The organism is Geofilum rubicundum JCM 15548 (assembly GCF_000974365.1).
Taxonomy (GTDB): domain Bacteria; phylum Bacteroidota; class Bacteroidia; order Bacteroidales; family Marinilabiliaceae; genus Geofilum; species Geofilum rubicundum.
The window spans coordinates 17,047-31,198 of the sequence record NZ_BAZW01000009.1 but is presented as its reverse complement, the minus strand read 5'-3'; the positions used below and the strand labels follow the sequence as shown (position 1 = coordinate 31,198).

General features: G+C 44.7%; 9 protein-coding genes. All 9 read right to left on the bottom strand.

Annotated features, from left to right (window positions below; translation table 11 throughout):
• Positions 1-18: 18 nt before the first annotated feature.
• Positions 19-3,174, bottom strand: coding sequence for a SusC/RagA family TonB-linked outer membrane protein (locus tag JCM15548_RS06860; protein WP_162198187.1), 3,156 nt, complete (start codon positions 3,172-3,174; stop codon positions 19-21).
• A 19-nt stretch (positions 3,175-3,193) separates the two neighbouring features.
• Positions 3,194-4,738 carry a fasciclin domain-containing protein gene (locus JCM15548_RS06855; protein ID WP_062123767.1) on the bottom strand — a complete coding sequence of 515 codons (1,545 nt, stop codon included), beginning with the start codon at positions 4,736-4,738 and terminating at the stop codon, positions 3,194-3,196.
• An 85-nt stretch (positions 4,739-4,823) separates the two neighbouring features.
• Positions 4,824-6,347 (bottom strand): fasciclin domain-containing protein, encoded by a 1,524-nt coding sequence (locus JCM15548_RS06850; protein WP_062123763.1) that lies wholly within the window; start codon positions 6,345-6,347, stop codon positions 4,824-4,826.
• Entirely contained in the window at positions 6,335-6,616 is a 282-nt protein-coding gene (locus JCM15548_RS06845; protein ID WP_157482492.1) for a fasciclin domain-containing protein, read from the bottom strand. Before JCM15548_RS06845 ends, JCM15548_RS06850 begins: the two co-directional genes overlap by 13 nt.
• Before the next feature lie 31 nt (positions 6,617-6,647).
• Entirely contained in the window at positions 6,648-8,147 is a 1,500-nt protein-coding gene (locus JCM15548_RS06840; RefSeq protein ID WP_083985011.1) for a RagB/SusD family nutrient uptake outer membrane protein, read from the bottom strand.
• Between the two features lie 21 nt (positions 8,148-8,168).
• Positions 8,169-9,563: a SusC/RagA family TonB-linked outer membrane protein gene (locus JCM15548_RS06835; RefSeq protein ID WP_062123759.1), complete on the bottom strand. Its 1,395-nt coding sequence runs from the start codon at positions 9,561-9,563 to the stop codon at positions 8,169-8,171.
• 23 nt (positions 9,564-9,586) lie between these two features.
• Complete coding sequence (locus JCM15548_RS06830; RefSeq protein WP_162198186.1) at positions 9,587-9,973, bottom strand: hypothetical protein; 387 nt, start codon at positions 9,971-9,973, stop codon at positions 9,587-9,589.
• 26 nt (positions 9,974-9,999) lie between these two features.
• Entirely contained in the window at positions 10,000-11,436 is a 1,437-nt protein-coding gene (locus JCM15548_RS06825; protein WP_062123755.1) for a TonB-dependent receptor plug domain-containing protein, read from the bottom strand.
• Positions 11,437-11,509: 73 nt separating this feature from the next.
• The gene (locus tag JCM15548_RS06820; RefSeq protein WP_062123753.1) at positions 11,510-13,798 is read right to left on the bottom strand and encodes a fasciclin domain-containing protein; all 2,289 of its coding nucleotides are present in this window, start codon (positions 13,796-13,798) and stop codon (positions 11,510-11,512) included.
• Between the last annotated feature and the right edge of the window lie 354 nt (positions 13,799-14,152).

Genomic DNA, 14,152 nt, shown 5'->3' with positions numbered 1-14,152 from the left:
TCTAAAAAAGTAAGGTGACTACAATCCTATTTTCACACCCAGCATCAGGGTCCTGGTCTGGGGAACCATCCCCAGGTCCATTCCCTGTACCAGCGAATACCCACCGGCACTAAACTCAGGATCCAGTCCCTTATAATCGGTAAACGTCAAAAGATTATTGGCCGCCGCAAAGACTTCAATACTTTGAATACCAAGCGGTTTATATGGAAGCAAATAACCCAGTGTCACGTTTTTTAAGCGGACAAAGGATCCATCCTCTATCCAACGATCGGAAAAACGACTGTTGCCATTTTCGTCACCATATACCGCACGCGGAACATCGGTCACCTGTCCATCATACCTCCACCTGTTTAAGGTAGCAGTAGTCTGATTACCCAAAGCGTTCATGCTTTCCAACTGACGGCGCTGATAATTGTATACATCCCCACCTACCGAGAAGGAAACCAATGCATCTAGAGAAATCCCTTTCCACCGCATTCTGGAAGTCACACTTCCAAAGAAATCTGGATTCGGATTGCCAATCACCACCCTATCCTGTTCATCTATCACATTATCCGTTTCCGGGTTGGTGTTAACGAAGTGTACATCTCCTGCCTCAAAAGGGGCTAGTGAGGTATTGGGTAAAAGGGCATACAAATCTGCTGCATCCGCAGCCGCCTGGGTGGCAAAAACACCATTGGTCTCATAACCATAGAACACGCCGAGCGGACTACCCACTTCGGTCAAAACATAGGCGCCAAACAACTCGGTTACTTTCCTGTCGCCATTGATACTTTTGACTTCTGTTGTGTAGCTCGACATATTGAGCCCTAAATCCCATTTCAGGGGTTGATTTAAAACCTGAACATTCACGCCCAAATCAACACCTTGCGTCAAAATCTCCCCATCATTGACCAACACATCATCAAAACCACTCAATCTGGAAGCCGGAATATAGTCCAGCATATCCGTGGTCGTATTTTGATAAACATCTGCGGTCAAGGACAGGCGCTCATTAAAGAGGGCCATGTCTAACCCGGCATTGATCTTGGTATTGGTTTCCCACTTTAAAGAAGGGTTATACAAGTTCCCCTGAACAATACCCTGATAACTCCAAAGATTCTGGCTGGTGTAATATTTCAAAGCGGAAAAGTTGCCTATATCATCATTACCTGTTACGCCGTAGCCCACTCTTAATTTTAAGAGATCCAAGGCCGCCACATTTTGCATAAAAGGTTCTGAGGTCAACAACCACCCGGCTGAAACTGAAGGAAAGAAACCAAAAACAGAATTCATCATGGCCAGACCATCCGCTTCTTTCCCAAATCGACTGCTGCCGTCAACGGACATGCTGACATGCAGAAAATAACGTTTCAGGTAATCGTAATCTCCGCTCAAATAAGTGGTTAAACTATTCCACTGACCCAAATAGCCGCCTTTTTGACGAAGGATGGCCAATCCATTACCCAGTGTTCGTATCATATCATTGGCTGAGGTATAGTCTTGGCCCCAGTCCTCTTCGTTATCGTTCAAATTGATGCGTACACCACCCAAAACATTTAAGCCATGTTCATAGCCAAAGCGTCTGGTATATTGCATGCGAAAATCATTGTTCAAAGCCATATGCCTCGCTACACGGGCCTTCATTTGGTTGGTTATTTCTCCACGGGGGGTTTCTTGAGGACGAACGCCATAAGAAGGGATGAAAATGGATTCCCTGTCCTTGTCGAACGACAGCCCTACCAGATTACTAAACTGAAAATAATCATTCAGCTGAAAATTGAAATTGAAAGATCCGAAAAACCGGTAATTCACATCCCTTAACTGCTGATTGTCCAGAATAGCTACCGGGTTACTGACACCCAGTGAATCATAATCCGCCAAAACGGAACTGACATACCCCTCTTCATTGCGGATATTGGGATACAAAAAGGGTGCTTTGATACGGGCCTGAGTCACCACATCGTCCACCGACTGAGCGCCTGTTCCTCCAATGTGCTTATCGTGATAAGCAAAGGCAATATTAGAATTGAGGGTGAGTACCTCAGAGAATTTAATATCCGAGTTAAAGCGCAAATTAAACCTGGAGTATTTAGATTCATTCACCACTCCCTCATTCTGCATGAAACCAACCGACAAGGCATACAATGCCACATCATCACCACCCTTAATCCCCAAACGATAGGCCGAAGTATTGCTTTGGTCAAACACCTCCTTCTGCCAGTCGGTATTATTGTTGTAGACATAATACTGGGGATGCCCCTCCACATTGGAAGCACGTATAAGATGGCTGAGTTCGCTATAGTCCGGACCAGCTGACGACAACATATCCAGCAAATGGGTTTTATACTGAGGACCATCCAGCAACGGATAGGTTTCCGGCATAAGATTTACCCCACCATACATTTTAAAATCAATGGTAGTGGCCTGTTGACGGGCCCGAATGGTATTGATTAGTATAACGCCATTGGCCGCCTTGGCGCCATATATAGCCGCCGCATCTTTTAATACCGTAAAACTTTCGATGTCATCCACTTCAATACCGGCAAAAGAATTAACCGTATATCCTTCAATCATGGAATTACCATAGGCATTGATATCATAGATCATTCCGTCCACAATTATCAATGGCGCATTACTGGTATTCAGGGAAGATCGTCCCCTGATAAACAGGTCGGCGCCAACCCCGGGAATCCCTGAACGGGGATTCACCTTCAAACCCGGCACAGAACTTCCTAAAACACTTTCAGGAGAATCCTTCCCGGCCAAATCACCAACAAAAGGCATGTTGACGGAAGTAACAGCCCGCGGGGTGTAGGCTTTTTTCTGCGCAAAGTCCCCAAAGTTCACTTCCTGCTGAAAAGAGGGTCGCACCCCTTCCTGCATGTAAACGGCTACCTCCGAACGACCGGCCAACACCACTTCCTGTGTGTGGTAGCCCGACGAACTGATGATAATGAAATCATTGAGGGATCGAACCGGAATGGAAAACACACCATCGATATCCGAAAATGCCGATGAAAATGTAGGACAGCTGATATCGGCAAAAGCCAGAGGCTGGCCTGAAACGGCATCGTAAACCACACCGGTAACAATTATTTCTGCTGTATCGCCTGCCTGTTCCTGAGCTGCGCTGAAGGACAACAGCGTACTTAACAGAACAAACGAAACAAAAAAACGCTTTAAAAATCTCATAATCATTGCCATTTATACATTAGTTGAATTGGGGAACCAGTTTAATATAATCCAGCGTTGCTGCCATTCTAATGGTAGACTCCCCTTCCGGTACAAGCTGAAAAAACACTTCCTCGAAAGTCATATTGTTGAATACGCCGATATAAGTTTCATCATCCGTTTCATTATCAGAATAAGCAGTAAGTTCTACATCGTAGAAATTGGTACTGATACTTCCGGTAATCGGAGGTCCAAACTCTACAGGCTCACCCTCAATATCTCTTTCAGCCACTTTGACGGTACCCAAACGCTGGCGCAAAACATTATCATTGGGATAGCGTGGGGAAGTCCGGAAGTTATTAACCGCCCGCCAGTATACCTGATAACGAACAGTAGGCAATTTTCCGCCACTGATCACCAGCCCATTCACAAGCTTTCTATTGCCATGATTGTCCAGCACAAAATCCATCCCTCCGGAGGCCTTAGGGTTGCTCCTCAGATAACCCTGGGCTGAACCTGCGTCAACACCAATCCCAAAGTAGCGCTTCAGCGTTTCTGCTTCCACTTTTACCACCGGAATTTTATCTTCCAGGGAAACGGGACTGGATTCCATAATATATACATAACCATTACTGGCCTGGAAAGAACTCACTATCTGAGAAGGATCCACATCTACACGCACCCCGTCAGGAGTAACTAATTCAGCAGGTAATTCATTCGGTGCATAAGCTTCCGTAAAAACATAGTTACGGGCTATCTCCATTTGGATAAGTGCTGAATCCCGGCTGTCAGGTTCTTGAGTTTTATCGGTATAGGCTCTGAAATAGGGCTTGAACTTTTGAAATTCCGCATCAAAAGCAGCATCTCCAATTAAGAAAAGGGTGAAAGTAGAATCTTCTGACCTCAGGTCGGCCACCTCCATATTAAAAAGGTTACGCGAAACAAACACTGAATCGTAAGTGGGCAAGCCTTCGGCATTGTAACCAATTTGCTCGGAAAGCTCCGGATCAAAATACAAACCGGTCAGTGAATTCAAATAGTCCACATACTTTCCGGAGGGTGCTATTTCACTCACATACGTCCAGACCGAAGCACGCGGCTCCAAAGCTTCTTCCAGTGAATAAACCACCCCGTTATTAAGCACACTATACGTTTCGGACATCACCACATTATCCAAACTTCCAGCCTCTGCATCCAACTCGAGGACCTTTTCATTGAGCATTTTCAAATGCCCTGAACCCTCATAAGATGGCAGATACATTCTTCCCTCATAAATATGGTGTTCCACAAATAAGCGTTTCGCCTCATCCGTATCCAACTCACTGAGCACCGCACCCATGGCGTCATTGTCGGGGACAAAAACCGTATACAGCAGACTGGAAGCCAAATCGGCATCCAACCCGGTCTCTCTGGCCAAGGAGACAAACTCAGAAAACTGTGCCTGTTCATCCAGAAATTGCATCACGGTAACATTCTTCACATCCTTATTGAGCGCTGTGTGATCCTCCCAGCTGTCCTTACAACTGCTGAAAACTACAGCAATCAGGGTGAGACTGCATATCGTTAATAAAAACTTATTCTTCATAGAGCTTATATTTGATTTTAGAAACTGCGACCCGCAACTGCCCGGGAAGGCAGCATCCAAGTCAACCGTTGCATAATCCTGTTAATTATTCCTGATTACTGATGTATTCCTCGTAGGCCGCATTGATTTCCTCTTTGGAAACCAACTCACCGGTCTTTGTATTGACCCTGGGCCAAAGTTGATCTTCTTCTACCGGGATAAAATGGATCATATCGAACCAGGCGCCATTTGTACCGGTAATCCCTACAAATTTAACCCGATGAGAACCAGTTGTCTCAACTTTTATAACTCCGGCCAACTGTCCAGTCATACGGCTGGCACCGGAATTGTGCATGTAATTCAATTGTGTAATATTTCTTATTTCACCGTCTACTTCCCGGGTAACCCCTAAATCATTGGGGTTCCAACCATAGAGTTTGAAGCCTTCCATTTCCAACTGCTCTTCAGGTGTCGTATTATTCAGGGTTCTTCGATTATTAATGATGTTGGGCATGATCTCATCATTGAAATAAGCATAGTAGATGGCCTTCCGATTGTTATCTCCATATACGTTACGGGTACATACCCACATTTTATATTCACCTGCCACCAAAATGGGGGTTTTAAACTCCACCCACTGAATAACCTCAGGACGCAAATTCACATTAATGCGGTCGTCATAAACATGCCAGCCCTCCGCACCACTTAAACCGGCCGTATAAAATATTTCATTGTTTTCACCGTACCAGGTAATATTCTCCAATTGACCATTGGCAAGCGACACTGTTCCAGGGCGACGAAAAACGCCAGGCATCTTCATGATTTCCAACTGTTCAGCGACATCCCAATAAACCGCAAAAGGAAAACGCTCCTTAATTCTGAAATCCTCCTTCATTTCATGAATAACGCCATTCAGAACGGTCCGATCCGAAACAGGGCGATCAATCTCAAACCCGGGCTCATGAATGCCGGCAAAGATGTCATCATTGACCAAAACCCGGGTGCCTTCCATACGAAAGGTTAGCACTTCATTGAAGGTACGACTTAATCCAACTCTGTCATTGAGCAAGTCCGTAATGTAACGTATATTGTGATCCAAGATATGGTAGGTCACATAACGGTTCATCTCATTCAGTGTGTCTGTCAGATTGGTCGTTTCGGGAGCAATGTCTTCCAACAACTCCTCAAAAGAGCTGAAACCTTCTTCTGCATACACCAAATCCGGAACCGCGAAAACCGTATGAGGTCCTTCCGTCACCATCAGGGTATCATACCAACCGGTTTGCTTGAGGGCCTCCACAAAAATGGTGTAACTACCGTCATTTTCCAAAGCTTCTGCCGCACTCTCCATTTCCGGTCGAATCACGGAGGAAACCCTGTGTACAATGCCGTTGGCCATCCGTATATCCTGCTCTGTCAATTCGGCATACTTATTAAATTTAATAACCGCTTCATTGTCCTCGTAAAAGGTGCCGGTGGTAATGTAGTGACCAAACATATTGGTCGAATTCATGCGACCATCCACAAATTCAAGGGTACTGATGGTATCCTTAATAACGTGATAACGCACCAATTCCTTCAAGTCCGCTACAGGCACGTCATCAACAGAAGCGGCTCCTATTTCCGACAAATAGCACTCAAGGCATCATTATCGGGGGCCAACAAGGTGTAACCCCCATAGGCCTTCAAAAAGGACATACTCTCCGCGCGATACAGCAAATCTACCAACATGGAATAATCCTCCTTGTTGTTCTCCAAATACTCCCCGATCAATTCCTGAAAATTGGTTCGCTCCTGCAAATCGGGTTCTTCGCAGGACTGCAACACAGGAATGAAGACGATGGCTATTAAAAGCCAGGCGCCCATCCATTTCATCTGTATATATTTCATTGTCTTCATGGCTCTTACTTTTAAGAAATTCTATCTGTTCCTATTCCTCTGTTACGTAAAAAGAGTTTTGTTCCAACAAAGGAAAACTGGCTTCTATCTCATCGCTATGGATTGGGAAATAGTGAAAGCGTGGATCCTGGTATTTACTTAGAGCGGACTCCACTTTTTGAGGCGGCGTGGTTCGTAAAACCATATCCGTGATTAAATCCTGACGCCGGTAATTATCTCTTCTGGCATTGCGCAAAAGGTCGAACCAGCGCTTTCCCTCAAAAGCAAACTCACGCGCACGTTCATCCACAATGTAAGTGGTCAAACTGTACTGATCCGTTGCCTCCACTTCCGTATCATCCGGAGCGTTGGCCCTTTCGCGTACCTGATTAATCAAAATCTGAGCATCTGCCCCGCCGCCTTCCGTATTCGCCAAGGCCTCAGCTTTCATCAACAACACATCGGCATATCGATATACAATCCAGTTGGAAGTGGCCTCATTGCTGGGTTTGGCGGTAAACCGATCCGCTCCCAGATACTTCCAAAGGCTATATGAATCGGTAGAACGGTAAGATGCGCCATCACTTCTGATATCTGCATCCTCAGGAAGGGCCATTATGTTAAAGGGAAACAAATATTCGATGGTTTCCACATTGGCCCGATAGCGGGCGCCCTGGTTACTGCTAAACCAGTCATAATACGGATTCAATTTTTCCTGCGAAAATTGCAGTTCAAAAATGGCTTCGGGACTATTCCCCTCAACAAACAGTTCGGTAAACCAGTATTCGTCGCCTCTTACCAGACTGAACTGACCAGAGTTGATCACCGCATCACAAGCCTCAATCGCCAGACCAAAATCATCCTCCCATAAATGAACATCGGCCTGAATGGTCTTCAAAGTATACCAGGTCAAACGCCCCTTATTCTCATCCACACTTCCATGATCCTTAGGTATCAATGGTTCAGCCTCCAGTAAATCTTTTTTAATCTGTGTGTAAATTTCTTCCCGACTGGCCTTACTGTGACGCTCTACCCGTGCATCAGAAGTGGTGGCTTCCAATATCAGGGGCACCTCATTAAACACCCGCACCAGATAAAAATACATCAGGGCCCGCAAGGTTAAAACCTCGCCCCGGTATCGTTGCAATTCTTCATTGGTAAAAGCACCATCAATATCCAAAACAGGGGGTGCTTTCTCCAAAACCGTATTACAAAGGTTAATGGTAAAATAGGCACCATTCCAGCGGACATATTGATTATCCGGGGTAATTTCACTCTGATTGATCTGGAAATAACCACCATCTATCGACCGAAAAGGAGCGACCATATCGGCCCGCAACTCTCCCCAGTTAAAAACAGCTTCGGCAAAGGGATGGTCGCTTCCGCCTAAAAGGGAAGCATAGCAGCCCATAACGCCAGCGTGCACATCCTGCTCCGATTGCCAGAACTCATCCACAGTAATGCCGTTTTCGGGTTCCAGGTAGAGCCAGTCGGAACAAGCCCCCATTACCATGGCTATAGAGATTAGTACGTAATATTTAAAACGCTTCATATATAACTCTCCTTTAATACGTTAAAATGTAACAGACAAATTCAGGGTAAACTGCCTGGCCACAGGCGTGCTGGAATTGTCGTAGCCCACAGTATAAATGGTTCCATCGTTCGACTTAATGTTGATTTCAGGATCTTGTCCCGTATAATTGGTATAGGTAAGCAGGTTATTCATGGTAGTGGATAACCTCATCGAAGAAATGCCCATTCGCTGAGAAAAGGATTTGGGTACATTATAAGTAAGGGTAATGTACTTCAATCTCAGGAAGGAACCATCTTCTACAAAGCGATCAGATCCCAGCCAGTTATACCCGCTGCCCAGCATCGCTCTGGGAATATCGGTTTCGTCACCGGGATTCCGCCAACGCTTCAATGTCGATGCCAACTGGTTGTCAAAATTATGCATTTTTTCACCCTGCATCCGGGTCATGTTTATAATGTCATTACCGTAACGGAAGTAGAAGAAATAATTGAAAGAAAAATTCTTATACTTCATCAAAGAACCAAAACCACCGGTAAAGTCCGGATTGGCATCTCCCAAATAAACGATGTCCTGCGCGCTGATATTTCCGTCATTATTGACATCTTCATACATGGCGTCTCCTAACTGAAAAGGATAACGAACATTATCGAAATCATACACCATGGTCACCGGATCTCCATTGGGATCAGCGATGATATTTCCGTTGACATCACGGGCCAACAACTGCTCTTCTTCGGTATAAACCCCGTTATAGCGGTAACCATAAAAAGAACCAATGGGGTTGTCAATCTGAATAATGTTTTTGTACTGACCATTACCCAAAGTAAGGTTACGTTCCAGTGGATAGCCATCGGCCACCTCACGAAGAATGTTGTAATTCTTGGCGATATTGAAATCAAAAGTCATTGAATAATCCGCTTTCTTGATGGGCAGCGTCCGAATGGAAAAATCCCAGCCAACATTGTCCATCACCCCAATGTTCATGATATTAATTTCTGAAATACCGGTGGAGGATGGAATATTCACATCATAACCGAACATATCTTCCGTACGGTTCTGATAGTAATCCGCTTCAATTAACAAACGACTGTCAAAGGCGTCGAATGAAATACCATAGTTGTAACTCGTATAGGATTCCCACTTAAGATTTTCCAATTGCATATTGGTGGGATATACCGCATTGTATCCCAAATAATTCCAACCGAAAGTGGCATAATTATTAAAGAACATTCCTTCCTTTCTTGGTTTATTCCCGTTCTCACCATAGCTGAAACGCAATCTCATATCATTCAGCCAGTCGGCAAACTCCAAAAAGTTTTCACCAGAAACCCTCCAGGCACCCGATAATCCTTTAAATAAGCCAAAACGATTGGAAGCATCAAACTTGGAGTTGCCTTCATAACGCAAACTTCCGGAAAGAATATACTTATCCATATATTTATAATGAACCACCCCTGTCAGACCCAGATCTCGTCCCCGCCAGGACCAGAGTTAAAGCCCATACCGCCTTCACGGTATTTATTGGCCAATGATGGATCCTGCAACAAGGAAGAAGCAGAATTGGAAGTCTCCAGATCATAAAAGTTACCGATGTACTCATTGGTCATGAAATTGACCGCTGTGGTCAAGTCGTGCACATTGTAAAAGTTCTTGGTATAATTTAACTGATTATTGGTGTAGATGTAGTATGAATCATCATCTTTATCAAAGGCGCGATTCACCCAACTATCGGTCCAGGTTTTTCCTGTGGCCGTTTGTGGCAAAAAACGGTTCACCTTATTGGTATTCACATCAAAGGATAAATTCATGGTGTATCTCATACCAGGCATAATATCGTAGTACAAGGAGAATTTATTGGTAATACGATCGTTCAATGTCCTGGAGAAGCTTCATTGGCCAAAGCAACGGGATTATAAGTATCCGGTGCTGTTCCCTGAGAGTTACTCTCGGGGGAAAAATAATTGGGGGTCAAATTTCCCTCGGCATCATACTCATACAAGGACATAATCGGCATTTTTCGGTAACCTACACTGCGCACGGAACGGCTGTTCTTAATGGTTTCGTCTGAATAATTCCCATAGGTATCACTATGGGTAAAGGCGAAGTCGGCGCGCAAGCGCAGTTTATCCGAAATATCATAATCGAGATTCAAACGTGTGGAAAGACGATCAAGACTGGTACCGACAGTGGTACCTTCCTGCCCCTGGTAGTTCACTGAAAAGCGGTAAAAAGCTTTGGTTCCACCACCAGTAATGGAAAAGTCATGGTTCTGAATGTAGCCATTCTGCGTCAGGTGATCCATCCACTTGGTATTGGCGCCATAATTATAGAAATAATAGGGGTCATCGGGACTTTGCAGAAACTCCCGATAAGTATCAAAAGGCATGGGCGTATTGTTGCTGTTGTAATAAGCTTCCTGCATCAGGGTGTTGTACTGATCACCATTGAGTAAAGGAATGGTGGGAGGAGTGGGCGTGTAGGTTCCGCGGAAGGTATATTGAACCATGGGTTTCCGTCCTTTGCTTCCCCGCTTGGTGGTAATAAGTAACACGCCGTTGGCGGCGCGTGTTCCCCACATGGCAGTGGCGGCCGCATCCTTCAAAACCGATATTTCAGAAATATCGTCCACCGGAATATTCAACATTTGAGAGTAGCCCTCCTCATTGGCCGTAGCAAAGTTAAAGTCGGACGATACATTGACCTCATAGGGGATGTTATCCACCACAATCAGCGGACTGGCATCCACAGACAGGGTATTGACACCCCGGATACGAATACTCATTCCGGCGCCCGGATCCCCACTGTTGGCAGTAATATCCACACCAGACATGCGTCCCTGAAGGGCCTCGTCAATGGAGGAGGCCTGAACACCTTCAAATTCCTCGGTCGAAATTTTGGAAACAGGAATGGCCAAATCCCGGTCGGCCACATTCAAAGCCCCGGTATTGGTCCGGCGATATCCGACAATTTCTGCACCTTCCAGCTCGGTTATAGCGTCTGCCAAATTCACATTAATACGCGTACGACCTGCTATTTCCACGGTTTGGTTTTGATACCCCACACTGGTAAATTGTAGTCGATTGGTATTGTCACGCACTTCAATGATATAATCCCCGTCCAGATTGGTCACGGTACCATTGATCAAACGATTGTTCTGATCCAATTCGGCCACTGTCACACCAATAACTCCCTGGGGCTCAAAATCACTGGTGACCTTTCCCCGAACAATGCCTCTTTGTTGGGCCGACAGCGGAAAAAGCAGAAAAAGTGCCTGTACAAACAGTATTGCTTTAACTATTTTAAACATAGATTCTATCTATTAAAATTATTCAAATTAACGCAGGCATAGAGCCTGTCTTCACCAAGCCTTTGGTAGCGACCTATTCTTCGACCACCTCCGCGCGGTAATCCAGATAATTGTCCATCAAATGAATGATGGCACGATTGGCCAGCACGTTGGTATGAGCAGAAGTCCCTGTAGCAGTAACCACCGACTCCCGGCCTTTTCGGTCATATATTTTCAGTTGATCGGGCGTGTTGCTGTCCACCGACACAAAAGTATCTCCCTCATTATCCCGGTAATTGGTATAGGCTATATTGCTGTACCCACCATTGGGATAAATAATTTGACGCTGCAGAATATGGAAATGCACAAAACGTTTGACCATCTCATGCTCTTCCTGGGTAAAGTCAGCAGCAGTTATCTCAGGCAATAAGCCGTCCACAACAGCCTGATCAATAGCCGCATTATTGGGAATCAAAAAGGTCTGGTCATCCGCAATAGATACATCTGTAATCCGTTTGGTATCCGGGTCATAAACCAAACGACTCTTTTCATTGGGATCTTCAGCCCCCGGTGCAGTCGAATTGGCCGACTTCTCCAAATACCGGTAGAAATTCCGGTAATTAGGATTGGCTTCCAAAAAGGCCCCGATGTGTTGTGTGGTGAACATGAGTGGCCGACTGATCTCATAGCTTAAACCATTGCGCATGGTATCATTAACAGCCTGAAGAACAGAAGCCGTAGAGATGGTCTGACCGGAGGCCCAGATGCGGCCTCTGAAATAACGGATATACTCCCCGTTATTGGTTTCCACCAGACCGAAACCGGTAGACATGTCCTTATAGGATTCCTCCGGGTCAGCAATAAAAATCATATGCAGGTTCAGCAAGCGGTTCAATGCATTGGTAATACTGATGTCTTCCCATTCCGGAATATTGTGTTCCCAGAGATTCTCTGTGGCACTGTAGGTAATCCCCAAATCCTCAAACTGCTGATTGGATACCAACAAAATTTGCTGACGGGAAATAGGATTACGCAACTGAAACTGGTTTTCGGTAGCCACCAGTGCCCGATAAAACATGGTATAACGGGGGTCGAGTAAAACGTCCCGCATAACCGTAGAAAAGGAATTGGTCTCCTGAACTTTATTAACGGTATAATAAAACCCGTTACTACCTATCTCACTGTCGACCACATCCACATCCTTGTCGAAACGCGCCGGCTCCCCAAAATAGTTTTGGGTGGTTTCAAAGCGGCTAGGCCATACAGCGGTTCTGAAGAAATGCGCGTTAATCAACTCTTCAATGACAAATTGAGGCATTTGTTCCAGCGTTTCATACCCGTAGGCCAAAAACACATTGGAAAAATACGTCTGCAAGGCTTCATTGGTAGGCGCAAACAATGTCCAACCGTTGGTTTGGTATTGGGTACTTCCCTGCTCACGCAAAAAATTCTCACTATTGAGCGGAAAATGCAGCGCGGGATAATCTTTGATATAAATATTCTTATAAACGCCGGTGTTTCTTTCTTCCTGCAATAAAAAATCCCGTGGAGCCGGTCGCAGTTCCACCATGAAACGATCTATTACATCTTTAAAATCTGACGATTCCTCAGCATTGTAAAGGATTTCCTCGAGATTAGGCAAAGGAAGAATCACCTTGTCCACCACATGCACAACGCCATTTTCACTTCGCAGGTCTTTCCGAATCACCCGGGCATCTGCAGCGTTAAAGCCGGAAAACTCAGCATCGGGATAAAAGAAATTATAATCCGCAACTGGTAAGCCTTTGGTCTGGAAAAAAGCGTCTGTAAAAAAGGGAATACTCTTGTTGTTTTTATCTTCCAAATAAAACAAGCCACTCTGCCCGGGAAAAGGAGAAGCCCCGTTGACATCGACCACATCCACCGCACTTCCTTCGTAAGGCTGATAACTGTAAACCCCCTTTGTTTTCATGGTGTTTCTGCGATAGGCGATATTCAGATTCTCCTCCCTGTCCTCATAAGCCACAGCCCGTTGAAAATCATCGATTTTATCGGAAGTCGAGGCCACAGTTACCAAGGAATAGGCAACGATATCATTGGCCATCTCTTCAGAGATTTCACCTATGGAACCAATCCCATTCTCCTGCATGAACTTTTCAAACGCCGCATCATTAGGGACAAAAGCCGTATAAAAGCCACTGGCCTTTAACAGTCGTGCATATCCGGTTTTATCAACGCAAGCCAGATAGTGCGAAAAATCCCCTTCTGCTTCCAGCATCTGATAGATGGGCTCACCTACCCATGAAGGTTTTTCATAATAATTGTCGTCTTCGCAAGCCGTCATAAAAAACAACGACAGGCCAAAAACAACAACCATTAGAGACTTAGAAAAAACATTCTTCATAATTTGTACATTATTTAATCATTCTTTTACACCAATATTTGATTGACTCAACACCACTTGTTAACTGAAAAAAACGCTTTTTTAAAATCCTTTCTTAAAAAAATAAAAGGAAAACAAAAGCCAGTTTCACCATCTAACCGGTAAAACTCACCACTACGGACGCTATCACAAAAAAAAGGATTAAGGCTGGGTCAAAAACTCTTTAAGAATATCACAAATATAAAACACAATTTAACAGTCATCAATACACAAATTGACACTTCAATTGTATAATTTGGCACCAGAACGGACAATACCAATTAACATTTACATACATCTGTGAACAACAATTAATAATTGTATTTGTTTAAAACT

What these genes read in the sequence shown, in the direction of transcription:
- JCM15548_RS06860 (WP_162198187.1), bottom strand. Translation starts at nt 3,174, where the DNA reads ATGAGATTTTTAAAGCGTTTTTTTGTTTCGTTTGTTCTGTTAAGTACG.
- JCM15548_RS06855 (WP_062123767.1), bottom strand. Translation starts at nt 4,738, where the DNA reads ATGAAGAATAAGTTTTTATTAACGATATGCAGTCTCACCCTGATTGCT.
- JCM15548_RS06845 (WP_157482492.1), bottom strand. Translation starts at nt 6,616, where the DNA reads ATGAAGACAATGAAATATATACAGATGAAATGGATGGGCGCCTGGCTT.
- JCM15548_RS06840 (WP_083985011.1), bottom strand. Translation starts at nt 8,147, where the DNA reads ATGAAGCGTTTTAAATATTACGTACTAATCTCTATAGCCATGGTAATG.
- JCM15548_RS06835 (WP_062123759.1), bottom strand. Translation starts at nt 9,563, where the DNA reads ATGGATAAGTATATTCTTTCCGGAAGTTTGCGTTATGAAGGCAACTCC.
- JCM15548_RS06825 (WP_062123755.1), bottom strand. Translation starts at nt 11,436, where the DNA reads ATGTTTAAAATAGTTAAAGCAATACTGTTTGTACAGGCACTTTTTCTG.
- JCM15548_RS06820 (WP_062123753.1), bottom strand. Translation starts at nt 13,798, where the DNA reads ATGAAGAATGTTTTTTCTAAGTCTCTAATGGTTGTTGTTTTTGGCCTG.